Raw genomic sequence first — 26,864 nt, 5'->3', positions numbered from 1 at the left:
GGCACAACGACAAGACCGGCCAGCCGATCAAACGGTCTCTGATCCCCTACGACCACTGAACTTGACCAGACCCCTTGGACTCATTCATCTAGGCGGGTTCGACTCCGGAGATCCGGTACCGGCTGACCTCGGCGTCGCGGATCTGGACGTTCTGGTCGCCCGAAGGGCCCGCGCCGCGGAAGCGCTCCAGGTCCTCGTCGCTCTCCCACCGTTCGTACACGTTGATCCGGCCCGGTTCGAGCAGGTCGGCGGACAGGGCGAAGTCGAGACAGCCGGGAGCGGCCCTGGCCTGCTCCAGGACCTCCCGGCAACCGGCCAGGTAGGCATCGCGTGCGTCGGCGTCGACGTAGAGCTTCCCGGAAATGATGATCATGTCGCCACACGTTAGGCCATCAGGTCGCGGCGCCGGAAGGCGGACACCCCGACCGCGAGAAACCCCGCGGCCAGCAAGGTGAAGGTGATCGGCCCCGTCCAGCTGAACTCGACCATCGGATGGACGGAGCCGAACGGCGTGAACGCGAACGCGTCCCGGCTGATGATCCCCGCCTCGCCCGCCGCGACGAGGACGACCAGGCAGATCAGCGCCGCCCAGCTCGCCGGGACCGCGATCCGGGGCAGCAGGCCGTACAGCGCGACAGCGAGCCCTGCGATGGACCACACCGCGGGCAGGCCGAGCAGCGAGCGGGCGAGTTGTTCGGTCAGCGCGTCGGCGCGGCCCGCTGCCAGGGCGTACGCCAGGCCGGTGCCGAGCCCGGCCAGCAGGAGGAGCAGCGCGGGGCCGCCGAACGCGACGAGGGCATGGCCGCCAAGCCAGCGGGCGCGGCTCGTGGGGGCGGCGAGCAGGGGGGCGGCCAGGCCACGGCTCTCCTCGGCGTGTGGGCGCAGGGTGATGGCGACCGTCACGGCTCCCACGAGCAGGATGAGGACGAAGGTGAAGATGGCCAGGAAGGCGTCGCCGACGGTGCCGTCGGGCAGGCCTGACAGCCATGCCTGCACGAAGCCGAGCTCGCCGAAACGCCGGTCGAAGGTGGCGCTGACCCATCCGATGGCGGCGCTGACGATGGCGATGGCGAGGGCCCAGCCGGTGAGCGTCTCACGGTGCAACCGCAGGGTCAGCGCCATCGGGCTGCTCAGGCTGGGCGCGCCACGGGGCGGTCCCACGGTGCCGGTGCGGCCGGACAGCCGTCCCGCGCCGAGGTCGCGCCCGGCCGACAGCGCAAAGGCGGCGCAGCCGAGCAGGGCGGCCAGAGTGAGGGGAATGAGCAGGACCCACCATCGTTCGTCGGCGTAGGGGTGGGTGAGCCTGGTCCAGCCGATGGGCGACAGCCAGGCGCCGAGGCCGTCCGAGCCGCTGACGCCGGGCAGGAAGCCGGTGGCGAGCACGCCGAGGCTGATGCCGCGGGCGAGGGCGGTGGTCTGGGCGAGCTGCGCGGCCACGGCGGCGGCCGTGCCGTACAGGCAGCCGGTGAGGGCGAGCACCAGGCCGTAGGCGAGCGAGCCCGCGAACGGGAAACCGGTGACAAGGGGGAGCAGCACGGACAGCAGGAGCCCTGCGGTGAGGTTCGTCGCGAACAGGACGGTCAGCGCGGCGGTGAGGCCCGCCTGACGGCCGACGGCTGTGGCGTTGACGAGCTCGGTACGGCCCGCCTCTTCCTCGGCGCGGGTGTGGCGGATGACCAGCAGGACGGAGGCGAGCCCGGCCACGAGCACGCCCTGCGCGCTGGACCGCCAGGCGACCAGACCCTGGTGGGAGGCGTCGACGATGGGGCCGAGCAGGGCGTTGGTGATGGGGTTGGCCTCGCTGCCTCGCGCGAAGACCTCTCGCGCCTCCCGCGTCGGCAGCAGGGCGTCGAGCGTGGCGGCGTTGAAGAGCGGGATGCCGACGAACAGCACGATCCACCCGAGAAGGTAGAGCCGGTCACGCCGAACGACGAACCGGACCAGCGTGCCCGTGCCACGGAGGGCGGCGCGCGTCACGAAGAGGCTCGCTCGTAGTGACGCAGGAACAGCTCTTCGAGCGTGGCCGCGCGCACCGTGATGGTCGTGAGGCCTAAGCCGGTGAGGTAGGCGAGCACCTCTGCGAGGTGCTCGCCGTCGACCTGGCAGTGGATGCGCGGGCCGTCGGTCCGCAGGTCGTGCACGCCGTCCAACCCCGCCAGCCGGTACGGCTCGGCGCTCACCTCCGCGGTGACGAACGAGCGGGTCAGGTGGCGCAGCTCGGCCAGCGTGCCGCTCTCCACGACACGGCCGCCGCGCACGATGCTCACCCTGTCGCACAGCGCCTCGACCTCGTCGAGGATGTGGCTGGACAGCAGGATCGTGTGACCCTGCCGCTTCCTGTCGGCCACGCACTGGCGGAACTCGGCCTCCATGAGCGGATCCAGGCCGGAGGTCGGCTCGTCGAGGAGCAGCAGCTCGGCGTCGGAGGCCAGGGCGGCCACCAGCGAGACCTTCTGCCTGTTGCCCTTGGAGTAGGTGGCGGCCTTCTTGCTCGGGTCGAGATCGAAGCGTTCGACGAGCTGGTCGCGCCGCCGGGTGTCGCGGTCGCCGCGCAGCCGCATGAGCAGGTCGATGATCTCGCCGCCAGTGAGGTGCGGCCAGAGCGTGACGTCACCCGGCACGTAGACCAGGCGCCGGTGCAGCTCCACCGCGTCCCGCCACGGGTCGCCGCCCAGCAGCATGACCCGGCCGGAGTCGGCGCGCAGCAGCCCGAGCAGGATCCGCAGTGTGGTGGTCTTGCCCGCCCCGTTGGGGCCGAGGTAACCGTGCGTCTCGCCCGCCATGATCCGCAGGTCGAGCCCGTTCAGCGCGCGCGTCCTTCCGAAGGACTTGGTCAGGCCCTCCGCCAGGATGACTGGGTCCATGCTTGCACGGTAACCGCGGCCGGGTGGTCAGGGGAGTTCGACGGGCATCAGCTTGCCGGTGTGGACGTCGTAGATCGCGCCCGCGAGCGGCAGTCCGGCGGGCAGGAACGGGCTGGTCCTGATCCGGGTCAGGTCGTGCCGGAGCGCCGCGTCCTGGTCGGGCACCGTGTGGAACTCCAGGCTCCTGGTGTCCACGCCGCGCTCCTGGGTCAGCGCGTGCACGTCGGCGTCGGAGACCTTCGCCATGCCGCAGTCGGTGTGCGGCATGACGAGCACCCGCTCCACGCCCAGCAGGTAGACGGCCAGCACGAGCGTGCGCAGGACGTCGTCGGTGACCCTCGCTCCGGCGTTGCGCAGGATCTTGGCGTCACCCGCGCGCAGGCCGAGCAGTCCCAGCGGGTCGATGCGGGAGTCCATACACGTCACCACGGCCAGGCCGCGCGCAGCCCTACCGGTGAGGCCGGAGTAGGCGAAGCTCCGCGCGTACGTCTCGTTGGCGGCCAGCAGATCGTCGAACGCAGTCATGCCTCGATGATTCCGCATGCCCGTTTCCTGCAGATTTCGGGGGGCGGGTTGTCGGGGAACTTTGCGAACGGCCCACGATCAGCATTACTTTGCGTGATGATGTGTTCGCCCAACGTGTTTGATCAAAGAGGATGACGTGAGTAGGACCGAATCACTGGCCGCATACCTGCGCGCTCAGGGGCGCCGCCGGTTGGACCGGGTGGAGGTGTCCGACGACGGGCGCAACGCCCGGTGCGCGCTCGCGTTGCTCGACGCCGCCGCCTACGTGGAGAGCCTGGCCGACGACGATCCGCTCGTCGAGGCGCTGGAGCAGGCGGGATGTTTCGGGCCGTTGGGGTTCGACGAGTTCTCTCCTGGTGAGCAGGGTGCTCGCTGCGTCCGCGACTGGGCGGGTGGCGAGCCGCGCGAGCTGCTGCTGACCCTTTCCGCCGTCGCGGCGTCCGCCTGACACCGGGGCTGAGGGGTGCGCCGTACGGCACGGGCACCCCTCCTTCACGCCCATGCCGTACGCCCTCAGCCCCGGTCCTTCCCTTCGCCGCTCTCCGCGGGAGCCTCGCACGATGGCCTCTCTCCGGGAGAGCCTCGCATGACGCCCTCCCTCCGGGGGAAGGGAGGCGTCATGGCAGGTATCGCGCGGATGCGCTCGACGGTCATCGACTGCGCCGACCCCCACGCCCTGGCCAGGTTCTACGCCGCGCTGATCGGCTGGGAGATCACCTCCGACGACGGCGACTGGGTCGTCGTCAGCGACGGAGGGCGCTTCCCCCGGCTCGCCTTCCAGCAGGTCGACGACCACCGGCCGCCGGACTGGCCGAGCGCCGAGATGCCGCAGCAGTTCCACCTCGACGTCACCGTCGACGACATGGACAAGGCCGAGGCGCAGGTCCTCGCGCTGGGGGCGACCAAGCACGAGTACCAGCCGAGCGAGGACGACGCCTTCCGCGTCTTCCTCGACCCGGCCGGACACCCGTTCTGCCTGTGCGTCGGCGAGGACGGCTGACTCAAGGACTGCCTGCGCGTCGGGGAGCACAGCCGACTCAAGGCCCGCCGTACTCCAGCGTGTAGCGGTCGCCGCGCACCAGCCGCCGGTGACGGCCTTTCCCCGGCGGGGTGATCTGTGCGCCGGGCGTCGGGACCTAAGACCTGTGCTGCCAGGACGTTCGCCGCTGCCCCCGCTGTCGGCGGGTGAGCAGGCTGGGAGTGGATCTGAGGAGGTAGCAATGTCCGTTCAAGTGAAGGACGTCATGGGCAGGGTGGCCATCGCCGTGCTCGAGAACGCCTCGTTCGCCGACATCCTGGCCGCGATGAGGCGCTACGCGGTGGGAGCGGTCACCGTCATCGACGCCGACCGCCGCCCGGTCGGGGTGATCACGGAGGATGACCTGATCCTCAAGGAGATCGATCCGGTACCGCACCCGGCCACCGTCTTCGAGAGCGGCAAGAAGCGCGCCGAGCACAGGAAAGCGGCTGCCAGGACGGCCGCCGAGCTCATGACCTCACCCGCGATCACCGTCACGCCCGCCACCTTCGTCAAGGATGCCGCCCGCACGATGCACGACAGCCGGATCAAGCAGCTGCCCGTGATCGACGCGCTCACCGGCCGCATGATCGGCACCCTGCACGAGGCGGACGTCCTGCGGGTCTTCACCCGCCCGGCCGCCGAGCTGGAGGCCGACGTCAGGCAGCTGGTCGGCGGCGGCTTCTCGATCACCGCTGACAGGGGCGTCGTCACGATCAGCGGCCACGTCGAGCGCGCCTCGCAGGCCGTCGCGCTCGTGGAGCGGGTCAGGCAGTTGGAGGGCGTCGTGGACGTGGTCTCCGAACTGACCTACCTGAGGGACGACCTGTTCGTCGTCCCGCCGCTGATGTAGCCCCTGCGACGGGCTGACTGCGGGCCGTACTGCCGGGCGTTCTCCAGCGCCACGCCGGTCACGGTTCAGGTAGCGGGCAGCGCGGTTGCCAGCAGGACGACGCCGACCGACCCCACCAGCGATGTCACCGCCATGGCGCGAGCGAAGGCGGCGCGCCCGGCCCCGGCGGCCCACCCGTGCAGGGCGGCCGCGGCCATGACCGCGCAGAACAGCACCAGCTTGGCCGCCAGGATCCGTCCGTAGCCCGGCTCGGCCAGCGACGCCCAGGTGACCCCCTTACGCCAGGCGAGCGCCACCCCCGTGGCGAGCTGCACCGGCAGGAACACCGCACCGGTGAACATCCCGAAGCGGCGCCCGACCGCGGTCAGCACCTGGCCGCGCCGCTGGTCGTCCAGCAGCCGCCGGGCCAGGGGCAGCACCACCAGCGACACCGTCAGCTGCCCGCCGACCCACAGCGCCGCCGACAGCACGTGGGCGAAGCGCACCACCGTCCACCAGGTCATGGTGCGCCGACCTTGAACAGCTCGGAGTGGCGGATCGGGTGGTCGGCCACCGGGCGGCCACCCGGCTCAGGGAAGACCAGCTCGGCGAAACCGGCGGCGGTGCCGTTGAACACGCCACCGACCCTACCGCGCAGTACCGCCGCACCCGTTGGGGCTCTCCCGCATCCCCGACGGGCCTCTACCGTGGAGACATGCGCCTGACCGCCTTCACCGACATCTCGCTCCGCATCGTGATGCGGCTGGCCGTGGCGGACGAGGACGAGTCGCCCACGACGCGCTCGGTCGCGCAGGTGCTCGCCGTGCCGTACACCCATGCGGCCAAGGCGGTCGCGCGCCTCGGCGAGCTGGGCCTGGTGGAGACGAGGAGAGGGCGCGGCGGCGGCCTGCGGCTCACCGAGGCGGGGCACCGGGCGTCGGTCGGCCGCATCGTTCGTGAGCTCGAAGGGGCGGGAGACGTGGTGGGCTGCGACGACGAGCCGCCATGCCCGCTGCGGGCGGCCTGTCGCCTGCGGGCGGCGCTGCGCCTGGCGCAGGAGGCGTTCTTCGCCTCGCTCGACGCCGTCACGGTCGACTCCCTGGTGGAATCGCCGACCGGGCCCATGCTGCTCTCCCTCTCCCTGCCCGGCTCCTTGCCCGGCCCAGCCGTTCGCTGACGCGGCCGGACGGAGGGCCTGCCTCTCCCTTGGGCGTGCCCCCGGAGGTGGGAGCACGCCGCACGGCTCTTAATATGAATCTGAGATTCCAATTTATCCCTCGCGGGGATCTCGTCCCATCGTCGTGCCAGGAGGCCCCATGCTGTCCCCGGAATCCGCCGGGATCATCCGCGCCACGCTGCCCGTCGTCGGCGCATCGCTCGACGCCATCACGGCGCGGTTCTACGACACGATGTTCGCCGAGCGCCCGGAGCTGCTCGACGGCATGTTCAACCGCGGCAACCAGGCCAACGGCGAACAGCGCAGGGCACTGGCCGGCGCCGTCGCCGCGTTCGCCGCCGCGCTGGTCGAGCGGCCCGGCGAACGCCCTGACCGGATGCTCGCGCGCATCGCCCACAAGCACACCGCGGTCGGCGTCACCTCCGAGCACTACATCATCGTGCAGAAGTACCTGTTCGGCGCGATCGCCGACGTGCTAGGCGAGGCGGTCACCCCGCAGGTCGCCGCGGCATGGGACGAGGTTTACTGGCTGATGGCCGGCGCGCTGATCGCCCTGGAGGCGAGCATCTACACCGAGGCAGGCGCGCGCGACGGCGACACCTGGCGGCGCTGGAGCGTCGTCGAACGCCGCGAGGAGACGCCCGACGTGGCCTCCTTCCTGCTGCGCCCGCTTGGCGACGACCCCGTCCCGCCCGGCCGTCCCGGCCAGTACGTCAGCGTCCGGCTGCGGATGCCCGACGGCGTGCACCAGCTGCGCCAGTACTCGCTGTCGGGCGGCAACGGCGACGGGACGCGCCGGATCACCGTCAAGCGGGTGCGCGGCGGCGACGGCCCGGACGGGGAGGTGTCCACGCTGCTGCACGCCACCGTCGCAGTGGGCGACGAGCTGACCCTGTCGGCGCCCTTCGGCGACGTGGCGCTGGAGGACGGCGACGCGCCGCTCGTGCTCGCCTCGGCGGGCATCGGCTGCACCCCGATCGCCGCGATGCTGGAGCACCTCGTCGCCATCGGCTCCACCCGCCGCGTCCTGTTCCTGCACGCCGACCGGTCCCCGGCCGACCACGCGCTGCGGGAGGACACCGAACGGCTCATCGCCGCGCTGCCCGGCGCCGAGCGGATCCTCTGGTACGAGGAGGCACCGTCCGATGACGCCCACACCGGCCAGATGGACCTGACGGGCGTGGAGATCCCCGAGGGAGCCGTGGCCTACATGTGCGGGCCGCTGCCGTTCATGCGCGGCGTGCGCGCCCAGCTCCTGCGGGCGGGTGTGGCCGCCCGCGACATCCACTACGAGGTCTTCGGCCCCGACCTGTGGCTGGGCGCCGACGCCTGAGCGAGGCGAAGGAGCGGGTACGGCATGGCGACCCGCGTGTCATCCGGATCGCCGCACTTCAGGCGCCCACCTCGCGATCCCAGGGCCCATGTCCCAGACGCCCCTGGACCACCGCTCGCATTGCGGGGTCCAGGGGAGTGGATCAGGTGGACGGGGGTTCCTCGGCGGCCGATCGCAACGCACCGCCGATCGCGGCGATCGTGTGGGTCAGGCGCAGCCCCGACCCGTCGCGCCTGCCGATCTCCTCGGGCAACGGCACCGGCTTGCCCACCGCCGAGACCGCCTTCGCCGGTCCTGGCCCCGCCCAGGCCAGCAGCAGCACGTCTTCTCCCTTGAGGAAGCGCTGGGCCCGCACGCCGCCCGTCGCCCTGCCCTTCGGGGGGAACTCCGCGTAGTCGGACACCTTGCCGCCGCCGACCTGGGTGCCGGGCAGCGCCGTGGCCGAGCCGGCGATCGTCACCACCTGCGAGGGCCGGGCCGGGTCGACCGCGCCGAACCAGATGACCGAGGCCGCGCCGTCGAGCTTGATGCCTGCCATGCCACCCGCCGGACGGCCCTGCGGGCGCACCACCGAGGCCTGGTAACGCAGCAGTTGCGCGTCGGAGGTGATGAACACCAGGTCGTGCTCCTCCGACTCCAGCTCCACCGCGCCGACGACCGTGTCGCCGTCCTTCAACCCGATGACCTCGAAGTCGTCACGGTTGGCCGGATAGTCGGGCACGACCCGTTTCACCACGCCCTGCGCGGTGCCCAGCGCGAGCCCGGGACCGTCGGGATCGAGCGAACCCAGGCCGACCACGACCTCGTCGGGGTTGAGCGAGACGTACTCGGCGATCGGGTGGCCCCCCGACAGCGAAGGCGGATTGGCCGACGGCGGCAGCGTCGGCAGGTCGACCACGTTGACCCTGATCATCCGCCCTCCGGAGGTCACCACGCCCACCTGGCCTCTGACGGTGCTGCGCACCGCAGAGACCAGCACGTCGTGGGCCGACCTCTCGGCGCCGCCCGCCAGCGGGGAGGCGTCGCTGGTGCGGGCCAGCAGCCCCGTCGACGACAGCAGCACCAGGCAGGGATCGTCGGCGACCTGCAGCGTCACCGCGGCCGTGCGGGCCGCGCCCGACGACTCCAGCAGCACCGTACGGCGCGGCGTGCCGTACTTCTTGGCCACCTCGGCCAGCTCACTCGAGACGACCTGGCGCAGCCGCGTGTCGGAGGACAGGATGTCGCTCAGGTCGGCGATCTCCTCCGACAGCGTCTCCTTCTCCCTGTCGAGCTCCAGCTTGTCGAAGCGGGTCAGCCGGCGCAGCGGCGTGTCGAGGATGTAGGCGGCCTGGATCTCCGACAGGTCGAAGACCTCCATCAGGCGGGCGCGCGCCTGCGCGGAGTCGTCGCTCGACCGGATGACCTGGATGACTTCGTCGATGTTGAGCAGCGCGACGATCAGGCCGTCGACCAGGTGCAGGCGCTCCTCGCGCTTGCGCCTGCGGTGCTCGGAGCGGCGCCGTACGACCTCGAGCCGGTGCTCGACATAGACCTTCAGCAGCTCGCGCAGGCCCAGCGTGCGTGGCTCGCCGTCGACCAGCGCGACGTTGTTGATGCCGAAGCTCTCCTCCATCGGCGTGAGCCGGTAGAGCTCCTCCAGCACGGCCTCGGGGATGAAGCCGTTCTTGATCTCGATGACCAGGCGCAGGCCCTTGTGCCGGTCGGTGAGGTCCTTCAGGTCGGCGATGCCCTGGAGCTTCTTGGCGTTGACCAGCTCCTTGATCTTGCCGATCACCCGCTCGGGGCCGACGTTGAACGGCAGCTCGGTGACGATGATGCCCTTGCGGCGCGGCGTGATCTGCTCGACCGCGCACTTGGCCCGCATGCGGAAGGTGCCGCGACCGCTCTCGTAGGCGTCGCGCACCCCCTGCAGCCCGATGATCGAGCCGCCCGTCGGCAGGTCGGGCCCCGGCACGAACTTCATCAGCTCGTCGAGCGTCGCCTCGGGCTTCTTGATCAGGTGGCGGGCGGCCGCGACGACCTCGACGAGGTTGTGCGGCGCCATGTTGGTCGCCATGCCGACCGCGATGCCCGTAGTGCCGTTGACCAGCAGGTTGGGGAAGGCCGACGGCAGGACCGTCGGCTCGGTCTCCTGGCCGTCGTAGTTGGGCTTGAAGTCGACGGTGTCCTCGTCGATCGACTGCACCATCAGCATCGCCGCGGGGGCGAGCCTGGCCTCGGTGTACCGCATGGCGGCCGGCAGGTCGTCGGGAGAGCCGAAGTTGCCGTGGCCGTCGACCAGCGGGATGCGCATCGAGAACGGCTGGGCGCAGCGCACCAGCGCGTCGTAGATGGCGGTGTCGCCGTGGGGATGGAGCTTGCCCATGACGTCGCCGACGACGCGCGAGGACTTCACGTGCCCGCGGTCGGGGCGCAGGCCCATCTCGCTCATCGAGTAGAGGATGCGCCGCTGGACGGGCTTGAGCCCGTCGCGCGCATCGGGCAGGGCGCGCTGGTAGATCACCGAGTAGGCGTACTCGAGGAAGCTCGTGCGCATCTCGGCGGAAACGTCGATGTCGACGATCCGCTCCTCGAAGTCCTCGTCAGGAGGGGGTGTGCTCGTCCGTCGGGCCATGTCGAACATTGTGCCGAAGAATCTTGGGTGCCCGCGACTCAGCCGCGCGTTCGCGTGGTCAGGACGGGCGGCGCGCCCCCGGCCATGGTCCCGGGGTCTGGCCCTCGTCCATGTCGTCGGGCTCGTTCAGCCGCTCCTCGTACACCTGGAAGCCGCGCGCCAGGTAGTTCGCCATCGCGGCGGGCCCGTCGAGCGAGCAGGTGTGCAGCCACACGCGTTCGGTCGGGGGCAGGTCGGGCCAGCGCGAGGCCAGGTCCCACGCGCGTGCCGTACCGACCGAGAGCAGGTGGCCGCCCACGCCGCCGCCTATCGCGAACGGCAGCAGCCCGAAGTAGGCGATCTCCACCTGCGCGCCCGGCTGCGGGTCCAGCTCGACGTAACCGGCGGGCGTGCCCCTGTGCCAGGCGACCCAGGTCTCCACGCCGGGCCTGGTCAGGTACTCCATCCACCGGTCGTAGGTCCACGGGAGCCGTCCCGTCCACTGCCAGTCGCCGCCGACGGCGGTGTAGAGGAAGCGGCTGAACTCGGGGGACGGCACCTCCGCCCGCACCACCTCGACCGGCAGCCGCGGCGGCTTGGCCGGGATCAGGGCGTCGGGCGAGCGCTGTTCCAGGTACGAGGTGATGACGTCCACGCCCGCTATTTCAGCACGTCGTGCCCTGTGCCGGGACCACCAGGTCGGTCAGGTAGCGGTTGAGGTGCCCGCGGGCGCACTCGTTGGCGGCGTACAGGGTGTGGCCCGGCCCCTCGTGCCTGACCAGGCCGCTGCCCGGCACCTGCGCCAGCACCCTGGCCACCGCGTCCGACTCGCCCCAGGCGCCCGCGCCGACCAGCGGCGGCAGGCCCTTCGGCAGCGGGGCGGGCGGGTTGGTCACTCCCGCCGGCCAGCCCACGCAGTTCAGCGTCGCCGCCGCCATCGTGCCCGCCGTCCCCGTGTTCGGCGCGATCCTGTTCAGGCGGGCCATCGTCGCGGTCATCTCCTTGCGGCCGGCGAAACGCGGCCAGTCCGTGCACTCGGTGACACCGATGGCGGCGTCGGGGAAGCGCAGGCCGCGGGCGGGGGCGAAGCCGGAGGCGTCACCGCGGGCGGCCCTGCCGATCGCCTCGGCCAGCGCGCTCCAGCCCTTCAGGCCCTGCCGGAGGAAGGGCAGGGCCAGCCCCTGCAGGTCGCGGCCGTCGTAGGCGAGGCCGGGACCGGCGGGAACGGGGGAGCGCTCGGCCTTCGCGACGAGCTTGCGCCAGAAGGAGGGACGGCAGGCCTCCGTCTCGCACGAGGCGAAGAAGCGGCCCATGGCCTGCTCGTTCAATCGGGCCGCGTGCTCCAGTTCCTTGCCCCAGTCGGCATGGCTGTGGCTCCACGTGCCGTCCAGCACCATGGCCCGCACGTTGCCGGGGAAGAGCCTGGCGTAGTCCTGGCCGTAGAACCCGGCGTAGGAGGCGCCGTAGTAGGTGAGCTTGGGCTCGCCGATGGCCTTCCTGATCGCCTCCATGTCCCTGGCGTGGTCGGCCGAGCTCATGTTGGCGAACAGCTCGGGGTCACTGCTCCTGCAGGGCTCGGCCAGACCCCGGTTGAGGTCGGTGAGCCTGGCGAAGTCGGCGTCGTCCTCGGGGAAGGCGGGGATCGGCACCCGCGTCCACGTGCACGGCAGCGCGGTGCTGGTGCCGTTGACCTGCTTGCCGTAGCCGCGGGTGTCCCACGTGACGATGTTCATGCGCTCGCGCAGCTTGGCCCACATGTGGGGCATGCTCTCGGTGAGAAAGATGCCCGGCGCGCCGGGGCCGCCGTAGGCGATCAGCACCGAGCCTTCGGCCCGGCCCGTGGCGGGCAGCCGTCCGACCCTGAGGGTGATCATGCGCCCGCCGGGCTTGTCCCAGTCGACGGGCACGCTCACCTCCGAGATCTCCACCTTCTTCGCGGCGGTAGGTGGGGCCGACGGTGTGGGGCCCAGCAGCGCGAGGGTCAGCGCGAGGTGTGTGATCATGCCGACCAGGCTCCCGGCTTCCCGATCGGCGCACATCAGACCACGGTCTGATCTGCGACTTGACCAAGCAATTGCTTGGCAAGTACGTTCCGTGGAGAGGAGACCCCTGGAGGCGTCATGATCGAGTTCCATCCGGTGACCAGGCACATCGGCGCCGAGGTCACCGGCGTCGACCTGCGCAAACCGCTCTCGCCTGAGGAGGTCGCCACCCTCAGACAGGGCCTACTCGACCACCTCGTGCTCTTCTTCCGCGACCAGCACATCGACGACGACCAGCACCTGCAGTTCGCGCTGAACTTCGGCACGCTCAACCACCCCGCCTTCAAGAAGGACGGCGCCAGCCCCATCCACGTGCTCGACCAGACCGACCCCAAGGGCGAGGGCGGCGACGAGTGGCACAGCGACAACACCTTCGAGCCGATCCCCCCGATGGGCTCGCTGCTGCGGTGCGTCCAGCTGCCGAGCGTCGGCGGCGACACGCTCTGGGCCAACACCTACCTCGCCTACGAGACCCTCTCGCCGCCGCTGCAACGCCTGTGCGACGAGCTGACGGCCGTGCATGACATCACGGCCTCGATGAAGAAGGCCATCTCCAAGGGCCACCCCTTCGACCTGGCCGAGGTCCAGGCCAAGTGGCCGCCATTGGTGCGGCCCGTGGTCCGTACCCACGCCGAGACGGGACGCAAGGCGCTGTTCGTCAACCGCTCGTCCACCACCCGCCTGGTCGGCCTCACCGACAGGGAGAACGAGGCGCTGCTGCCCCTGCTGATCGACCACATCCGCTCGCCCGAGTACCAGGTGCGGCTGAAGTGGCGGCCCGGCACGCTGGCCTTCTGGGACAACCGGTCCACCCAGCACTACGCCGTCGCCGACTACACCGAGCGGCGCCGCATGCACCGCGTCACCGTCAACGCCTTCCCCGAGCACGCCGACCCCGCCTGACCTCCGCCGGGCCGCGAGCGGGCGCGTCCCGAGCGCGGCCCGGAAGACCGCCCGGAGAGCGCCTGGCCCACCGCATAACACCGCTCGTGGCAGAATTCGTCGGCGGGACCTGGTAACAAAGAGCACATGACTGAAGCCGTCGCGATGATGCGGGAAGAAGCCGAAGCCCACCTCCGCGCTCTTGCGGGCGATCACGCGCGGCTGCGTGACGACCAGTGGTCGGCGATCGAGGCGCTCGTCGTCGACCGGCGCAGGGTGCTGGTCGTGCAGCGCACCGGCTGGGGCAAGTCGGCCGTCTACTTCGTGGCCACCGCGCTGCTGAGGGAGCTGGGAGAGGGCCCGACCGTCATCGTCTCCCCGCTGCTGGCCCTGATGCGCAACCAGATCGCCGCCGCCGAGCGCGCCGGCATCCGCGCCGTCACCATCAACTCCGCCAATCCGGAGGCGTGGGAGGAGATCTACGGGCGCGTCGCCGAGGGCCTGGTCGACGTGCTGCTGGTCAGCCCCGAGCGGCTCAACAACCCCGACTTCCGCGACAACGTGCTGCCCGAGCTGGCCGAGAGCGCCGGGCTCGTGGTCGTCGACGAGGCCCACTGCATCTCCGACTGGGGCCACGACTTCCGTCCCGACTACCGCAGGCTGGCGACCCTGTTCGAGGAGCTGCCGCCCGGCATCCCCGTGCTCGCCACCACCGCCACCGCCAACGCGCGCGTCACCCGCGACGTGGCCGAGCAGCTCGGCGGCGACGACACCCTCGTCCTGCGCGGGCCGCTGGAGCGCGACAGCCTCCACCTGTCGGTCGTCCGGCTGGCCACCGCCGAGCAGCGCCTGGCCTGGCTCGCCCAGACCCTCCACGAGCTGCCGGGCTCCGGCATCGTCTACACCCTCACGGTCGCCGCCGCCCACGAGATCGCCGGCTACCTGCGCGAGCAGGGTCACGAGGTGGCCGCCTACTCCGGCCAGACCGACCCCGCCGAGCGGCTGGCCGCGGAAGAGGCCCTGCTCAACAACAAGATCAAGGCGCTGGTGGCCACCAGCGCGCTCGGGATGGGCTTCGACAAGCCCGACCTGGGCTTCGTCATCCACGTCGGCGCGCCGCAGTCGCCGGTCGCCTACTACCAGCAGGTCGGCCGCGCCGGTCGCGGCGTGGAGCGGGCCGAGGTCATTCTGCTGCCGGGCACCGAAGACCGCGACATCTGGGCGTACTTCACCTCGCTCGCCTTCCCGCCCGAGCCGGTCGTGCGGGCCACCCTCCAGGCGCTGGAGCAGGGCGGCGTGATGTCCACCCAGGCCCTCGAAACGGTCGTCGACCTCAGCCGCAGCCGCCTGGAGATGATGCTCAAGGTCCTTGACGTCGACGGCGCGGCCCGCAGGGTCAAGGGCGGCTGGACGGCCACCGGCGAGGAGTGGGCCTACGACAGCGAGCGCTACTCCCGCATCGCCGCCGAGCGCGGGTCCGAGCAGGAGGCCATGCTCGGCTATCTCACCACGACCGAGTGCAGGGAGGAATACCTGCGCAGGCGGCTCGACGACGAGGCGGCGGCCCCGTGCGGGCGGTGCGACAACTGCACGGGCAGCCACCGTTCGCCGCAGATCGCGGCGGCGGCGGTGGAGAACGCCAGGCAGACGCTCACCAGGCCGGGCGTCGAGGTGGAGGCGCGCAGGCAGTGGCCGACGGGCCTGGCCGACCTGTCCGGGCGCATCAAGCCCGAGCTCGGCGCCGAGCCCGGCAGGGCGCTGGGCAGGCTGACCGACATCGGCTGGGGCAACCGGCTGCGCGAGCTGTTCAACGCGCCCGACGCGCCGATGGCCGACGACATGTTCAAGGCGGTCGTCCAGGTGCTGGCCGCGTGGGAGTGGAAGCAGCGGCCCGTCGGGGTGGTCAACGTGCCGTCGCAGGCGCGGCCGTTGCTGGTCAGAGGGTTCGCCGAACGGCTGGCGCAGGTGGGCAGGCTGACCTACCTGGGCGAGCTGGGCTATCGGGCCGGGTCGCCCGGCCGACAGTTCAACAGCGCCAAGCGGGTGCAGGCGATCAGGGGCACGCTGGCCATGCCCAAGGAGTTGGGGGTGGCGATCGCGCAGTGCGGCGGGCCCGTCCTGCTGATCGACGACCGGGTCGACACCGGGTGGACGATGACGCTCGCCGCCGCCCTGGTGCGGCACGCGGGCGCGCCGGCCGTCCTGCCCCTCGCCCTGGCCACCACCTCCTGAGCGGCGCCTCTCAGGGGGTGACGCCCATCGTCGTCACGTCGTACTGGTGGTAGGCGCTGCTGACGTGCACGTTCGTCGCCCCGGCACCCCGGACCAAGCCTGCCTTGGACCACAGCAGCGGCAGCATCAACCCCTGCTCCAGCACCAGCTGTTCCGCCTCCCGCCACGTCCGGGTCCGCTCCTGCGGGTCGAGCGTGCTGCGCGCCGCGTCGATGAGCTCGTCGGCCTGCGCGAGGCGCACTCCCAGGTTGGGGGAGAACCCGTCCTCGATGATCTCCCTGCTGTCGATCAGCGGCGTCAGCATCGGGTCGGGGTCCGGCCAGTCGGGCATCCACCGCCGCATCACCAGCCCGATCTTCTGCTTGGTGAGCGCCGCGGGGTTGCCGAGCTCGTCGATCTCCTCCATCAGGGAGACGTTCTTCACGGTGACCTCGATCCCCACGGCCGCGAGACTGTCGCGGATCGCGTTTCCCGCGGAGATGTCTGTCGGGCCGTCCCTGGTCATCACGGTGAAGGAGATCCTGCCGCAGCTGTCCGGTGGCCGCACGCCACCCTGCGCGCTGCCTCGGCCTCCCGCCTGAAGCGCCGCACCGCCGAGACGTCGTCGGCGAACCTGGCGTGCAGCATCTTGATCGCGACCGGTTCGCCCGAGGGCGCGAAGCCGCGGTAGACGCTGCCCTGACCACCCTCTCCGAGAAAGCCGGTGACCTGGTAGGCGCCCACCGCATGAGGGTCGCCTGGCCGTAACGGACGCACGCGAGCTCTTCACACTCCCTGATCGCGACAGCGGGGAGTTTCCACCATAGGGCGCGCTAGAGGCGGGGGCGAGCCCCGAGATGCGAGATCGCCTTGGCGGCCAGGCGGCAGCCCGCCGTCAGCGCCTCGGCGGGCGGCTTGCCGGCCAGCCACTCCGGCAGGAACCCCGCGGTGAACGCGTCGCCCGCGCCGGTGCCGTCGACCACCCTGTCGACCGGGTCGGCGGCGACCCTGACGGGCTCGGGCCTGCCGTTGGTGTACCAGAGGGCGCCCTCGACGTTCAGCTTGATGACGACCTGCGGGAACCACGCCGTGAGCACCTTGACGGCCGCCTCGGGGTCGTCCCGCCCGGTCAGCACCTTGGCCTGGTCGGCGTTGGCGAACAGCAGCTTGGCGCCGTTGGTCCACTCCAGGAACGGCTCGGCGCCGGTGCGCTCCAGCGGCGCGGAGGAGGAGCAGTCGACCGAGATCGACATGCCGGACCTGCGGGCCATCTCGAGCGCGGCCAGCCCCGCCTCTCGGGAGCCCTCGTTGATCAGCGTGTAGCCGGACAGGTGGAGGTGGCCGCCCGAGTTGAACAGGTCGCGCGGCAGGTCTTCGGGCGACAGCGCGGCGTTGGCGCCGGGGTCGGACAGCATGGTCCGCTCGCCCTTGTGCGTGACGAGCACCACGCACGTGCCCGTCGGACGCTCGGGATCCATCACGAGCCTGGCGTCGACGCCGTAGCCCATGAGCTCCATGTCGCGGTTACGTCCGGTGATGTCGGCGCCACGGCGGCCGATGAACGCGACCTCCGCGCCTTCGACGGCCAGCCACGAGGCGATGTTGGCTCCGGAACCGCCACCGTGCATGGTCACGATCGCCGGAGTGTCGCTCGCCCTGGCCAGCGCGTAGCGGGCGCGCGCGACCGCATCGGTCATGAGATCGCCCACCACCACGACCCGCGTCATGATGTCACCGCCTTGCTGCAATCCTTCGCGCCTGACGCCGAAAAACTTAACAGCTTCAGGCCTGCTCGTGGGGCATACACCGGACACGCGTCCATAGTCGATGCACAAGCGTTGCCCAACGGACGCCGCACGTGGGGCGCGGGTCTACGCTCGGGACTGTGGAGGCAACCCAATATCCGGCCCATTGGGAGGCGGACGTCGTCCTGGCCGACGGAGGCACCGCGCACGTGCGCCCGATCAGGCCCGCCGACGCCGACCGGCTGCGCGCGTTCTACTCCAGGCTGTCGGCCGAGTCGATCTACTTCCGCTACTTCGGGCCCAGGCCCAGGCTGTCCGACAAGGAAGTGGCCTTCTTCACCAACGTCGACTACGTCGACAGGGTCGCCCTCATCGCCACCATCGGCACCGAGATGGTGGCCGTCGTCCGCTACGACAGGGTCGATCCCGCCGAGGCCGAGGTCGCCTTCCTCGTCGAGGACGCCCACCAGGGCAGGGGCGTGGCCTCCGTCATGCTGGAGCACCTGGCCGCCACCGCCCGCGAGCGCGGCATCGAGACCTTCATCGCCGACGTGCTGCCCGCCAACATGCGGATGATGGGCGTCCTGCGCCAGGTCGGCTACACCGCGCAGAGCCGCTTCGCCGACGGCGTGGTCCGCATGACGCTCGACCTGACCCCCACCGAGACCTCGGCCGAGGTGACCGCCTCGCGCGAGCACCGTGCGGAGGCCCGCTCGATCGCCAGGCTGCTCACGCCAGGCTCGGTCGCGGTCATCGGCGCCTCACGCGAGCCCGGCGGCGTCGGCCAGACCGTGCTGCGCAACCTGCTGGCCGCCGACTTCACCGGGCCCGTCTACCCCGTCCACCGCGAGGTGCGGGCGGTGGCGGGCGTGCGAGCCTACCCGAGCGTCAAGGACATCGACGGCGAGGTCGATCTCGCGGTGCTGGCCGTACCGGCCGACAGCGTGATCGACGTGGTCAAGGAGTGCGCGGAGAAGGGCGTGCGCGGGCTGGTCGTGGTCTCGTCGGGGTTCGGCGAGACGGGGTCGAAGGGGCGCGCGCGCCAGGACGAGCTGGCCCGCATCGCCCGCGCGTACGGCCTGCGCGTGGTCGGGCCCAACTGCCTCGGCATCGCCAACACCGATCCTTCCGTACGGCTGAACGCCACGCTCGCGGCCACCGTCCCCGGCAGGGGCAGGGTCGGCTTCTTCAGCCAGTCGGGCGCGCTCGGCACCGCCCTGCTGCAACGGGTGGCCCAGCGCGGCATCGGCATCTCCAGCTTCGTCTCCGCAGGCAACAGGGCCGACGTGTCGGGCAACGACCTGCTGCAGTACTGGGAGGAGGACGAGGCGACCGAGGTCATCCTGCTCTACCTGGAGTCGCTCGGAAACCCGCGCAAGTTCACCCGCCTGGCCAGGCGCATCTCGCGTGGCAAGCCGATCGTGGTGGTCAAGAGCGGCGGCACCACCCAGGGTGTGCCCATCGGCCACTCCGCCTCCGCGCTGCGCCTGCAGGACAGCGCGCTCAGCTCGCTGTTCGAGCAGGCCGGCGTGATCAGGGTCGACGACCTCATCCAGCTGTTCGACGTCGGCCAGCTCCTGGCCTGCCAGCCGCTGCCCGCAGGGCCGCGCGTCGGCCTGGTCAGCAACTCCGACGCGCTCGGCCTGCTGGCCGTCGACGCCTGCGTCAGCGCCGAACTGGAGCCCCGGCCGCCGGTGAACCTGGGCGCGACAGCCGGGGCTGCCGAGTTCGGTACGGCTCTGGCGGGCGTCCTGGCCGATCCCGACGTCGACGCGGCCGTGGTGATCTACATGCCGCCCATCCCGGGCGACGCCAGGTCGGTGGCGGCCGAGCTGGTACGGGTGTCACGGGAGGCGGGCAAGCCCGTGCTCGCGACGTTCGAGGGCCAGCTCGGGATGCCGCCCGAGCTGCGCACCGACCCTGACGCGCTGCCCGAGCGCGGCTCGGTGCCGTCGTACGCGGCGCCCGAGGAGGCGGTGCGGGCGCTGGCCCACGTCGTCAGGTACGCGCTCTGGCGCAAGCAGCCCCACGGGGCGCCGCCCGAGCTCGACCACCTCGACACCGAGGCCGCCCGCGCCATCGTCGAGACCACCCTCGCAGCCGCCGCCCGCGCTGCCGTCCCTGACCAGGCCACCGCCGCGCCCCCGCCCGCCCTGGAGGCGACCGAGGGCACCGGCCCGGCTGCCATCCCGGACCAGGCCGGCAGCATCCGGCCCGCCGTCTCGGAGCCTGCAGTCGCTCCCGAGCCGGTCGACAGTGTCGGCGTCGGTCCTGTCGAGATCGACGCGACGGAGCTGCTGGCCTGCTACGGCCTCACCGTCTGGCCCGCCGAGGTCGTCGCCACGCCCGAGGAGGCCGTCGCCGCCGCCGAACGCCTCGGGTGGCCGGTCGTGCTCAAGGCCGCCGACCCCGAGGCCGCCAAGCGCGCGGGCACCGTACGGCTGGGGCTCACCTCGGCCGCCGCCGTCCGCCACGCCTACGCCGACCTCGCGGGCCAGCTCGGCGCCGACGTGGTCCTCGCCGTGCAGCGGATGGCGCCGCAACCGGCGGTCCCGACCGTCGTGAACGTGCTGGAGGACCCCGCCTTCGGCCCCGTCGTCTCCTTCGGGCTCGGCGAGGTGACCGCCAGGCTGCTGCGTGACCGCGGCTTCCGCCTCGCCCCGCTGACGGCCGAGGACGCCGCGGGCCTGGTGCGCTCGGTACGGGCCGCGCCGCTGCTGTTCGGCGAGTACGGTTACCCACCGGTCGCGGTCGGCGCGCTGGAGGAGCTGCTGGTCAGGGTGGGCCGGCTGGCCAACGACCTGCCGGAGGTGTCGAGGCTCGACCTCGATCCGGTGCTCGTGGGGGAGTCGGAGGTGCTCGTGCTGGGCGCGCGTGCCGTACTCAGGAGTCCTGAGGGCCCGCGGCGCGACGGCGGCCCCCGCCGCCTGGCCTGAACCGTCGCGGAATTCTTCCCCGCCATTTCAATCGCGAATACTCGCAATAATTCGCCATTTCTATTAATAGCCAATGATCCGGATATGTCGTGGTTTGTCGCTGCGAGTGTGAGCGCTGCCCCAAGGGCTGGCAGGATGGATGCCATGAGGGAAACCCGAGTCTCAGCCGCGGGCCTGCGTGAAGCGATCGAGCGCAGCGGCTACTATCCCGACCTCGTCACCGATGCGGTCGAATCCGCGCTGGGCAAGGAGGCGGTGACCGCCTACGTGGTGCACCACGAGGCCACGTTCGACCCGGCCATGGAGGTGCGCAGGCACGTCACGGTCCTGGTCCTGACGGGCACCCGGCTGCTGGTCTGCCACACCGACGAGCACCCGCCCGCCGAGGGCGTCTCGGCCTCGCACGCCTCCACCACCACCGAGGCGGTACGGCTGGCCCGCGTCCAGTCGGTCGCGGTGACCAGGGTCGTGCCCGACCCCGCGTCCTACGTTCCCGGCGTGCCCCCGACCGAGGTCACGCTCACCATCGGATGGGGCGCCATCTCCCACGTCGACCTCGAACCCGCCACCTGCGGCGACGAGAACTGCGAGGCCGACCACGGCTACACCGGCGCGATCACCGCCGACGACCTGTCGCTGCGCGTCAGCGAGGCCGCCGACGGCCCCGAGGCGGTGGGCCACGTGCTCGCCTTCGCCAAGTCCCTGTCCGAGGCCACCGCCCGCGCCACCACCTGACCACCCCAGCCCCTCCCCCCAGCCCCGACCCCTGCCCCGCACGCTCCACCGGACCACCGCGCCGTTCCGTGCTGGGCTGGGCTGGGCCTACCGCAGTTTCGCCACGGGCGTCGGGGCTGCTCCCCGCGCCACTCCGGCTCCTCGGTCCTTCGCGATCCGTCGGACCGGCGCGACGTGCCCTGGTTCCAGGGGGCATGGGGTACCGGGGGGCTCCCACCCGTGGGAGCCTGACGTGGTGGCCTGCCCCCTACCGCGAGGCGGCCGCTTAGAACGGTTGCTGACATCCACGCGAGGCGAGCGAGGTGCTTGATGGACCACAACCGGGCCACGCCGTACGACCACGCGCCCCTGGTGCCCGCCTACGGCGACGCCTCCCTCGCCGACCTGCCGGGCTCCCTGCTGGCCGCGCTCGGCGCGGCCCCGGCCGAGGCCAACGTGCTGGGGCTGGAGCCCGCCGACAGGGTCTGCGTGTTCGTGGTCGACGGCCTCGGCGCCAGGCTCCTGGACGCGCACGCCGACCGCGCCCCCTTCCTCGCCTCCACCAGGGCCAGGGCGGCGCTCACCGCCGGCTTCCCCGCCACCACGGTGACCAGCCTGTGCACGCTCGGCACCGGCCTGCCGCCGGGCGAGCACGGCATGCTGGGCCTGACGCTGGCCGTCCCTGGACACGACCACCTGTTCAACTGCCTGCGCTGGAGCCTGCCCAAGGGCATGCCGCCCATGGACCCACTGAGCTGGCAACCGGCCGAGACCGTCTACCAGCGCGCGGCCAGGGCCGGCATCGAGGCCAGCTACGTGGCGCCCGCCGCGTTCGAGGGGACGGGGCTGACCGACGCCGTCTACCGGGGCGTCCGCTACGTGCCCGCCGACACCGTGGACGAGCGGGTGGCCGGGGTACGGCGCGCCATGGAGGCTTCCCCACGCGCCCACGTCACCGTCTACTACGGCGACCTCGACGCCACGGGCCACCTGGTGGGCTGGGGCACCCCGCAGTGGCTCGACCAGTTGGAGATCGTCGACAGGATGGCGGAACGGCTGGCCGAGGGGCTGCCGTCCGGCTCTGCACTGTACGTCACGGCCGACCACGGCATGGTCAACGCCGAGGAGAAGATCGACGCCCAGGCCACGCCCGAGCTCAGCGCGGGCGTGCGGATGTTCGGCGGGGAGGCCAGGGCCAGGCACGTCTACACCGAGCCGGGCGCCGCCCCCGCCGTACTGGAGACGTGGCGCGAACTGCTGGAGAGCAAGGCGTGGGTCGTCTCCAGGCAGGAGGCGGTCGAGTCCGGCTGGTTCGGCCCGGGTGTGCGAAGCGAATGGCTGGGCAGAATCGGCGACGTCGTCGCCGTGCCGTACGCCGACTGTGTCATCCTCGCCTCTGAGACCCATCCGGTCGAGGCGGTCTTCACCGGCTACCACGGCTCGCTCACTGCCGCCGAGCAGCACATCCCACTACTGGAGGTATCCACCCGATGACCCTGATCAACCCGGCGGAGCTGGCCGCGATGGAGGGAGCCAGCGTGCTCGACGTGCGCTACCGGCTGGGCGGCCCGCCGGGGCGCGAGTCGTACGCCGAGGGCCACGTGCCCGGCGCCGTCTTCTGCGACCTCGACGCCGACCTGGCCGCGCCGGCCAACGGCGGCGGACGTCACCCGCTGCCGTCGGCCGAGGCGTTCACCGCCGCGATGCGCAGGCTCGGCGTCAGCGGCTCCCGTCCCGTGGTCGTCTACGACGAGGCCAACTCCATGGCCGCGGCCAGGGCCTGGTGGACACTGCGCTACTTCGGGCACGAAGACGTCAGGGTGCTGGACGGCGGCTTCCGCGCGTGGACCGAGGCGGGACTGCCCGTCTCCAAGGACGAGCCGAGCGTGACGGGCGACTTCACGGCCAGGCCGGGCGGCATGCCCATGCTGACCGCCGAGCAGGCGGCCGAGCTCGCGGGCACCGGCGTGCTGGTGGACGCCCGCGCGGCCGAACGCTACCGCGGCGAGGTGGAGCCGATCGACCCGGTGGCGGGGCACATCCCCGGCGCGGTCAGCGCGCCCACCGACCAGAACGTCGGGCCCGACGGCCGCTTCCTCGACCCGGCCGCGCTGCGCGCCCGCTTCGCCGCCCTCGGCGCGGTGGAGGGGGCCGAGGTGGGCGCCTACTGCGGGTCGGGCGTCACCGCGGCGCACGAGGTGCTGGCGCTGGAGCTGGCGGGCGTCCCCGCGGCGCTCTACGTCGGCTCGTGGTCCCACTGGATCAGCGACCCCGCCCGCCCCATCGCCACCGGCTGACCCGGACCGCAAGGTCGGGAGTTGGAATCCCTCGCCTTCAGGCGGGGGAGGACGTCAAGGGAGACGAGCGGAGTCCGGGGGTGCCTCTCGGGCGACGACGGGGTGCTCGCCTGCGCCGAAACAGGTGAACCCGAGCACCCCCGTCGCGTCGGCGGCCTCCGCCAGCGCCGAGGCCGGAGCCCCACCGGCGGCCAGCCGCTCGTGGAAGACCGTCATCACCGCCAGCGCCTCCTCGTCGGGCACCGGGATCAGCCCCGCGACCACGCACGAGGCGCCCTGCGAGAGGAACGTGCCGGCCAGGCCGAGCGGCGCGCCCTCGGCGGGCACCCGCGCCATCCCCGAGTCGCACGCTGACAGGACGACCAGGCTCGGCGGCATGGACACGGGCAGCAGGTCGTAGGCCATCAGCGGCCCGTCCTCCAGCTCGATGCTCGACAGCAGCGGGCTGTGGGAGCAGAACGTGCCGTGGGCGGCCAGGTGGAGTACGTCCGCCCTGGTGAGGGCGCCGGACACGGCGGCGGTGCGGGCGGGCACCCGCTCGGCGCGCCGGTAGGCGGCCAGCACCCGCCGCACCTCCTCCTCGGCGTGTTCCAGCCCCGGCCCGGCCGCCGCCACCACGAGCGGCTCACCGCGTCGGGCGTAGGCGGCAGCTCCGAGCGGCTCACCGCATGAGGCGTCGGTCTCGAACGGTCCGGCCAGGCGGGCGCGGGCCGACAGCCAGGCGGCAGCGCTCGGCGCGACGCTCACGGGGCGAGCGCGCAGGAGCGGCAGCACCGACCACGGCAACGTGTGCAACGGCCCGGCGGGCACGATCACCAGCGGCCGATCGCCCACCAGATCGGCGACCGGCCCGAGCAGCAGGCGCTCCAGCGAGGACGCCTCGGCCGTGACGAGATCCTGATGATCGCCCGCGCCGTCGCCGAGGCTGGCGCGGCGCAGGCCGTACCGCAGCCTGATGACCGCCTCGGCGAGGCTCGCGGTGTCGGCGACCCGCCGTAGCTCGCATCCCGACGAGGTGATCACCACGGCCAGCAGCGCGTCGTCGTGGCACAGGAACTCCACCAGCGCCGCCCCACCCAGCGCCGCCATCACGGCGGCGAGCGCGGGGGCGGAGGGTCGCCCGCCGGAGACGGCCCGCCAGCGTTCGGCCCACCCGAACACCGTCTCAGGCCCGCCGCGCGAGATTGCCAGGCCCAGCCCGTACGAGGCCAGGCGCAGCCCAGCCCGCACCCGGTGCGCCCTCAGCGAGGGATCGTCGAACCGTTCGGCGTCGGCGCCCAGGTCGGCCAGGCCCCGCAGCACCGCGCCGAACGCGCCCTCGTGGTCGTCGCTGACCCCGGCCAGCAGCGCCGCAGCGTGCCAGCGCACCAGGGAGGGCACCTCGTCGTGGTCGTCGTCATCGGCCAGGTGCGCGGCCTGCTGCGCGGAGGCCAGCCTGGTCAGCCGCCGCGTGGCCAGCGTGGGCGCGTCGAGGAGGGGCGCCAGGCGGCGCGCCTCCCGCGCGGGCGCGGCGGCCGAGCGCGGGTCGAGCAGGGTGAGCTGGGCCGTGGCCGTCGCGGTGTCGCCGACGGCCAGCGCCAGCTCCGCCGCCGTCAGCCGCAGCGCGGCCGCGCCCGCCGGGTAGGCGCAGGCGGCCAGCTCGTGCGCGCACGCCAGCAGCTCGGCCAGCAGGCCGGGCGACGGCGGTTCGAGCACGAGCCTGGCGCGCAGGGCGACCTCGGCCGCCAGCGGCGCGGCGCTCTCACGGCCGTGGGCGCACAGCTCGGCCTCGGCCCTTCGGGCCACGGCCAGCGCCTGGCGGGCATCGCCGGTCAGCAGCTCCACCTGGGCCAGCAACAGCCTGGCATCGGCCAGCGCCGCCTGCGCGCCCGCCGCTTCGAGCTCGGGTACGGCGAGGCTGAGCATGGCCCTCGCCTCGCCGGGCAACTGGGCGGCCAGCAACGCCCCGGCGAAGTCGGCGCGCATCGTGGCCAGCCGTTCGGGAAAGCCGAACAGCGTGTCCTCGCAGGCCCGGTAGTGGGCGAACGCCGCGGGCACGTCGCCCTGCCGTACCGCGAGAAAGGGCAGGTTGGCGGCGGCGAGGCGGGCCAGGTGGGCCAGCCCGGCACTCTGGGCCAGCCGCAGGCACGCGGCGATGTCGGCGGTGGCCTGCCGCCACCGGCTCTGGTAGGCGTGCACCAGACCTCTGTTGAGCAGCCCACCGGCCAGGAAGCGCTGGTCGTCGACGGTGCCCGGCGCCTCGGCCAGCACGGCGACCGCGCGGTCGCAGGAGGCCACGGCCTCCTGGTAGCGGCCCAGATGGGCCAGCGCCACCGCCCGCTGCGTGTCGAGCTTGGCGCGGTCGAGAGGGGACAGGTAGGCCCAGGCCATCGCGGCGATGCGCAGCGCCTGTAAGGGGTGACCGCGCTGCGTGCGGACGGTCACCAGGGACAATCTGGCCTGCGCCAGGCGATCGGCGGGTGCGCCGCCCGTGGCGATCGCCTGGCGAAGGTGTCGTTCGCTGGCCTCCAGGTCGCCCAGTTCCCTGGAGGCCAGCGCCATGGCGCGTAGAGCGACGACGGCTGGTTCGACGGCGCCCATCCCCTTGGCGGCGGCGTGAATGGCGCGAGCGTTGGCAAGCGCTCGCGCAGGGTCGATACCGGACTGGAGGACCGCGTCCTCCGCCATCGCGACCAGCCTTGTCGTCACAGGCGGATCCGCACCCAACCAGTGGCCACAGGGGTGAGCCCCGGCCGGTGGCAGACCACGCTGAACCAGCCCGGCGGCAGCCCTGTCGCCGCGAACTGGCCGGTCTCCCGCAGGTCGCGAGAGACGGTGAGATGTGGGGTGCGGATGTCTATCGTGGCCCCGTCACCAGGATGAGGGGACACCCGCCCTGCCACATCGATGAGACCATCTCCGATGGTCACCTCCAGATCGAAGGAAAGGTCCGCCGTGGCGAACCTGACCATGCGCTGCCCGTCCGCGTCACGAGTGCCCCTCGTGGCCGCGCTCTCCACGGGACCGGCGGTGACCACCTGGGCCAGCCGGAGGGAGTACGCGTCACGGGCGGCGGCCGAGACGTGGGCGGGAATCTGGTCGTGCCCCGCGGCGATGCGGAGCGCGGCCAGGAGATACTCGTCGCCACTCATGGCACCGCTTCCTCTAGTGAGATTCGGGTGCGCAACTTCTGCAGGCAGCGCAGGCGCGTTGGGCCCACGCTGCCGACCGGCACGCCCAGCCGGACCGCCATCTGGTGCGTTCCCACCTCGGGAACGGTGACCATCAGGCGGAGCAGGGTCCTGCATGGCTCGTGCAGATCAGCCACCGCCTGCCAGAGCAGACGTCCCGCGTCGGCCTCGAGGACGGCCGACGCCGGGTCGGGATCGATGGGACCGCCTTCGGGAAGGCAGAGATGAGGGTGATTCCCCTTCCCTCTTCTCCTGATCTGGAGCGCCTCACGCCTGGCGGCCGTGGCCAGCCAGGCGCCGACGCTCGCAGGGTCCCTGATCGAGTGAAGGTGCTCAAGAAGCCGCAACCATGCGCCCTGCACGGCGTCGGCGGTGTCGGCTTCGTTCAACCCACACGCGCGAGCGACCGACCACATCCGCTGCCCGAACCTGTCCTCGAGGCCGGCCCATGCGGAGTGGTCGCCGTCGGCAGCCGCTTTCAGCAGCTCCTCTGGGAGACGGGGATCGCTCACATTACCTCCT

General features: G+C 72.1%; 25 protein-coding genes. 11 read left to right on the top strand and 14 right to left on the bottom strand.

The features are described from left to right. Window positions 1-88 precede the first annotated feature (88 nt). The 4 genes from ACFXJ8_RS37715 to ACFXJ8_RS37700 are packed head-to-tail and all read right to left on the bottom strand — an operon-like array spanning window position 89 to window position 3,389. Window positions 89-373 carry a putative quinol monooxygenase gene (locus ACFXJ8_RS37715; protein ID WP_379649346.1) on the bottom strand — a complete coding sequence of 95 codons (285 nt, stop codon included), beginning with the start codon at window positions 371-373 and terminating at the stop codon, window positions 89-91. An 11-nt stretch (window positions 374-384) separates the two neighbouring features. Continuing rightward, a complete protein-coding gene (locus ACFXJ8_RS37710) occupies window positions 385-1,977 on the bottom strand; it encodes an ABC transporter permease (protein WP_379649344.1) in 1,593 nt (530 codons plus the stop codon). After that, the gene (locus tag ACFXJ8_RS37705; protein ID WP_379649342.1) at window positions 1,974-2,864 is read right to left on the bottom strand and encodes an ATP-binding cassette domain-containing protein; all 891 of its coding nucleotides are present in this window, start codon (window positions 2,862-2,864) and stop codon (window positions 1,974-1,976) included. Before ACFXJ8_RS37705 ends, ACFXJ8_RS37710 begins: the two co-directional genes overlap by 4 nt. Before the next feature lie 27 nt (window positions 2,865-2,891). Continuing rightward, the gene (locus ACFXJ8_RS37700; RefSeq protein ID WP_379649340.1) at window positions 2,892-3,389 is read right to left on the bottom strand and encodes a beta-class carbonic anhydrase; all 498 of its coding nucleotides are present in this window, start codon (window positions 3,387-3,389) and stop codon (window positions 2,892-2,894) included. Window positions 3,390-3,525: 136 nt separating this feature from the next. Between ACFXJ8_RS37700 and ACFXJ8_RS37695 the strand changes: the two genes are divergently transcribed. From ACFXJ8_RS37695 to ACFXJ8_RS37685, 3 genes are all read left to right on the top strand, one after another. Continuing rightward, the gene (locus tag ACFXJ8_RS37695) at window positions 3,526-3,837 is read left to right on the top strand and encodes a hypothetical protein (RefSeq protein ID WP_379649338.1); all 312 of its coding nucleotides are present in this window, start codon (window positions 3,526-3,528) and stop codon (window positions 3,835-3,837) included. Window positions 3,838-4,008: 171 nt separating this feature from the next. Then, on the top strand, window positions 4,009-4,389 hold the full coding sequence (locus ACFXJ8_RS37690) for a VOC family protein (protein WP_379649336.1): 381 nt from the start codon (window positions 4,009-4,011) through the stop codon (window positions 4,387-4,389). Between the two features lie 220 nt (window positions 4,390-4,609). Beyond that, on the top strand, window positions 4,610-5,260 hold the full coding sequence (locus ACFXJ8_RS37685; protein WP_379649334.1) for a CBS domain-containing protein: 651 nt from the start codon (window positions 4,610-4,612) through the stop codon (window positions 5,258-5,260). Window positions 5,261-5,325: 65 nt separating this feature from the next. Here ACFXJ8_RS37685 and ACFXJ8_RS37680 read toward each other — a convergent pair whose 3' ends face one another. Beyond that, window positions 5,326-5,763 carry a hypothetical protein gene (locus ACFXJ8_RS37680; RefSeq protein WP_379649332.1) on the bottom strand — a complete coding sequence of 146 codons (438 nt, stop codon included), beginning with the start codon at window positions 5,761-5,763 and terminating at the stop codon, window positions 5,326-5,328. 191 nt (window positions 5,764-5,954) lie between these two features. On the opposite strand from ACFXJ8_RS37680, the gene ACFXJ8_RS37675 reads away from it, so the two are divergent. Together ACFXJ8_RS37675 and ACFXJ8_RS37670 are read left to right on the top strand one after the other, a co-directional pair. Next, on the top strand, window positions 5,955-6,416 hold the full coding sequence (locus ACFXJ8_RS37675; protein WP_379649330.1) for an RrF2 family transcriptional regulator: 462 nt from the start codon (window positions 5,955-5,957) through the stop codon (window positions 6,414-6,416). 139 nt (window positions 6,417-6,555) lie between these two features. Beyond that, window positions 6,556-7,749, top strand: a complete 1,194-nt coding sequence (locus tag ACFXJ8_RS37670; protein ID WP_379649328.1) for a globin domain-containing protein — start codon at window positions 6,556-6,558, stop codon at window positions 7,747-7,749. 142 nt (window positions 7,750-7,891) lie between these two features. Here ACFXJ8_RS37670 and ACFXJ8_RS37665 read toward each other — a convergent pair whose 3' ends face one another. From ACFXJ8_RS37665 to ACFXJ8_RS37655, 3 genes are read right to left on the bottom strand one after another with little or no spacing between them, the layout of a single operon-like run. Further along, window positions 7,892-10,366, bottom strand: a complete 2,475-nt coding sequence (locus ACFXJ8_RS37665; protein ID WP_379649326.1) for a DNA topoisomerase (ATP-hydrolyzing) subunit A — start codon at window positions 10,364-10,366, stop codon at window positions 7,892-7,894. 58 nt (window positions 10,367-10,424) lie between these two features. After that, window positions 10,425-11,000 carry a GNAT family N-acetyltransferase gene (locus tag ACFXJ8_RS37660; RefSeq protein WP_379649324.1) on the bottom strand — a complete coding sequence of 192 codons (576 nt, stop codon included), beginning with the start codon at window positions 10,998-11,000 and terminating at the stop codon, window positions 10,425-10,427. Window positions 11,001-11,010: 10 nt separating this feature from the next. Beyond that, window positions 11,011-12,348 carry an alpha/beta fold hydrolase gene (locus ACFXJ8_RS37655; protein ID WP_379649322.1) on the bottom strand — a complete coding sequence of 446 codons (1,338 nt, stop codon included), beginning with the start codon at window positions 12,346-12,348 and terminating at the stop codon, window positions 11,011-11,013. A 117-nt stretch (window positions 12,349-12,465) separates the two neighbouring features. Between ACFXJ8_RS37655 and ACFXJ8_RS37650 the strand changes: the two genes are divergently transcribed. Further along, complete coding sequence (locus ACFXJ8_RS37650; protein WP_379649320.1) at window positions 12,466-13,290, top strand: TauD/TfdA dioxygenase family protein; 825 nt, start codon at window positions 12,466-12,468, stop codon at window positions 13,288-13,290. Between the two features lie 126 nt (window positions 13,291-13,416). Further along, window positions 13,417-15,501 (top strand): RecQ family ATP-dependent DNA helicase, encoded by a 2,085-nt coding sequence (locus ACFXJ8_RS37645; RefSeq protein ID WP_379649318.1) that lies wholly within the window; start codon window positions 13,417-13,419, stop codon window positions 15,499-15,501. Window positions 15,502-15,511: 10 nt separating this feature from the next. On the opposite strand, the gene ACFXJ8_RS37640 is transcribed toward ACFXJ8_RS37645, so the two are convergent. Genes ACFXJ8_RS37640 through ACFXJ8_RS37630 form a run of 3 tightly spaced genes read right to left on the bottom strand, consistent with a single transcriptional unit; the run spans window position 15,512 to window position 17,207 of the window. Continuing rightward, on the bottom strand, window positions 15,512-16,048 hold the full coding sequence (locus tag ACFXJ8_RS37640) for a hypothetical protein (protein WP_379649316.1): 537 nt from the start codon (window positions 16,046-16,048) through the stop codon (window positions 15,512-15,514). After that, window positions 16,006-16,257: a hypothetical protein gene (locus tag ACFXJ8_RS37635; protein ID WP_379649314.1), complete on the bottom strand. Its 252-nt coding sequence runs from the start codon at window positions 16,255-16,257 to the stop codon at window positions 16,006-16,008. Before ACFXJ8_RS37635 ends, ACFXJ8_RS37640 begins: the two co-directional genes overlap by 43 nt. Before the next feature lie 56 nt (window positions 16,258-16,313). After that, window positions 16,314-17,207: a carbohydrate kinase family protein gene (locus ACFXJ8_RS37630; RefSeq protein WP_379649312.1), complete on the bottom strand. Its 894-nt coding sequence runs from the start codon at window positions 17,205-17,207 to the stop codon at window positions 16,314-16,316. Window positions 17,208-17,365: 158 nt separating this feature from the next. On the opposite strand from ACFXJ8_RS37630, the gene ACFXJ8_RS37625 reads away from it, so the two are divergent. From ACFXJ8_RS37625 to ACFXJ8_RS37610, 4 genes are all read left to right on the top strand, one after another. Continuing rightward, the gene (locus ACFXJ8_RS37625) at window positions 17,366-20,161 is read left to right on the top strand and encodes a GNAT family N-acetyltransferase (protein ID WP_379649310.1); all 2,796 of its coding nucleotides are present in this window, start codon (window positions 17,366-17,368) and stop codon (window positions 20,159-20,161) included. A 144-nt stretch (window positions 20,162-20,305) separates the two neighbouring features. Beyond that, window positions 20,306-20,896 carry a DUF5998 family protein gene (locus ACFXJ8_RS37620; protein WP_379649308.1) on the top strand — a complete coding sequence of 197 codons (591 nt, stop codon included), beginning with the start codon at window positions 20,306-20,308 and terminating at the stop codon, window positions 20,894-20,896. 309 nt (window positions 20,897-21,205) lie between these two features. After that, window positions 21,206-22,369, top strand: coding sequence for an alkaline phosphatase family protein (locus ACFXJ8_RS37615; RefSeq protein ID WP_379649306.1), 1,164 nt, complete (start codon window positions 21,206-21,208; stop codon window positions 22,367-22,369). After that, complete coding sequence (locus ACFXJ8_RS37610; RefSeq protein WP_379649304.1) at window positions 22,366-23,172, top strand: sulfurtransferase; 807 nt, start codon at window positions 22,366-22,368, stop codon at window positions 23,170-23,172. Before ACFXJ8_RS37615 ends, ACFXJ8_RS37610 begins: the two co-directional genes overlap by 4 nt. Window positions 23,173-23,226: 54 nt before the next feature. Here the strand turns inward: ACFXJ8_RS37610 and ACFXJ8_RS37605 are convergent, their stop codons facing one another. Genes ACFXJ8_RS37605 through ACFXJ8_RS37595 form a run of 3 tightly spaced genes read right to left on the bottom strand, consistent with a single transcriptional unit; the run spans window position 23,227 to window position 26,854 of the window. Beyond that, entirely contained in the window at window positions 23,227-25,860 is a 2,634-nt protein-coding gene (locus ACFXJ8_RS37605; protein WP_379649302.1) for a CHAT domain-containing protein, read from the bottom strand. Beyond that, on the bottom strand, window positions 25,857-26,303 hold the full coding sequence (locus tag ACFXJ8_RS37600; RefSeq protein WP_379649300.1) for a hypothetical protein: 447 nt from the start codon (window positions 26,301-26,303) through the stop codon (window positions 25,857-25,859). The genes ACFXJ8_RS37605 and ACFXJ8_RS37600 overlap by 4 nt, the downstream gene beginning before the upstream one ends. Next, the gene (locus ACFXJ8_RS37595; protein ID WP_379649298.1) at window positions 26,300-26,854 is read right to left on the bottom strand and encodes an RNA polymerase sigma factor; all 555 of its coding nucleotides are present in this window, start codon (window positions 26,852-26,854) and stop codon (window positions 26,300-26,302) included. The genes ACFXJ8_RS37600 and ACFXJ8_RS37595 overlap by 4 nt, the downstream gene beginning before the upstream one ends. Window positions 26,855-26,864 lie beyond the last annotated feature (10 nt).

Source organism: Nonomuraea sp. NPDC059194 (genome assembly GCF_042754765.1).
In the GTDB taxonomy this organism is placed as follows: domain Bacteria; phylum Actinomycetota; class Actinomycetes; order Streptosporangiales; family Streptosporangiaceae; genus Nonomuraea.
Note: the sequence above shows the minus strand (reverse complement) of the source record. Positions and strands in the feature narration are given on the sequence as shown.

Bases quoted from the DNA above. Each gene is read 5' to 3' on its own strand.
- ACFXJ8_RS37715 (WP_379649346.1), bottom strand. From the start codon at position 373: ATGATCATCATTTCCGGGAAGCTCTACGTCGACGCCGACGCACGCGAT.
- ACFXJ8_RS37705 (WP_379649342.1), bottom strand. From the start codon at position 2,864: ATGGACCCAGTCATCCTGGCGGAGGGCCTGACCAAGTCCTTCGGAAGG.
- ACFXJ8_RS37700 (WP_379649340.1), bottom strand. From the start codon at position 3,389: ATGACTGCGTTCGACGATCTGCTGGCCGCCAACGAGACGTACGCGCGG.
- ACFXJ8_RS37690 (WP_379649336.1), top strand. From the start codon at position 4,009: ATGGCAGGTATCGCGCGGATGCGCTCGACGGTCATCGACTGCGCCGAC.
- ACFXJ8_RS37685 (WP_379649334.1), top strand. From the start codon at position 4,610: ATGTCCGTTCAAGTGAAGGACGTCATGGGCAGGGTGGCCATCGCCGTG.
- ACFXJ8_RS37680 (WP_379649332.1), bottom strand. From the start codon at position 5,763: ATGACCTGGTGGACGGTGGTGCGCTTCGCCCACGTGCTGTCGGCGGCG.
- ACFXJ8_RS37675 (WP_379649330.1), top strand. From the start codon at position 5,955: ATGCGCCTGACCGCCTTCACCGACATCTCGCTCCGCATCGTGATGCGG.
- ACFXJ8_RS37670 (WP_379649328.1), top strand. From the start codon at position 6,556: ATGCTGTCCCCGGAATCCGCCGGGATCATCCGCGCCACGCTGCCCGTC.
- ACFXJ8_RS37665 (WP_379649326.1), bottom strand. From the start codon at position 10,366: ATGGCCCGACGGACGAGCACACCCCCTCCTGACGAGGACTTCGAGGAG.
- ACFXJ8_RS37655 (WP_379649322.1), bottom strand. From the start codon at position 12,348: ATGATCACACACCTCGCGCTGACCCTCGCGCTGCTGGGCCCCACACCG.
- ACFXJ8_RS37650 (WP_379649320.1), top strand. From the start codon at position 12,466: ATGATCGAGTTCCATCCGGTGACCAGGCACATCGGCGCCGAGGTCACC.
- ACFXJ8_RS37645 (WP_379649318.1), top strand. From the start codon at position 13,417: ATGACTGAAGCCGTCGCGATGATGCGGGAAGAAGCCGAAGCCCACCTC.
- ACFXJ8_RS37630 (WP_379649312.1), bottom strand. From the start codon at position 17,207: ATGACGCGGGTCGTGGTGGTGGGCGATCTCATGACCGATGCGGTCGCG.
- ACFXJ8_RS37620 (WP_379649308.1), top strand. From the start codon at position 20,306: ATGAGGGAAACCCGAGTCTCAGCCGCGGGCCTGCGTGAAGCGATCGAG.
- ACFXJ8_RS37615 (WP_379649306.1), top strand. From the start codon at position 21,206: ATGGACCACAACCGGGCCACGCCGTACGACCACGCGCCCCTGGTGCCC.
- ACFXJ8_RS37610 (WP_379649304.1), top strand. From the start codon at position 22,366: ATGACCCTGATCAACCCGGCGGAGCTGGCCGCGATGGAGGGAGCCAGC.
- ACFXJ8_RS37600 (WP_379649300.1), bottom strand. From the start codon at position 26,303: ATGAGTGGCGACGAGTATCTCCTGGCCGCGCTCCGCATCGCCGCGGGG.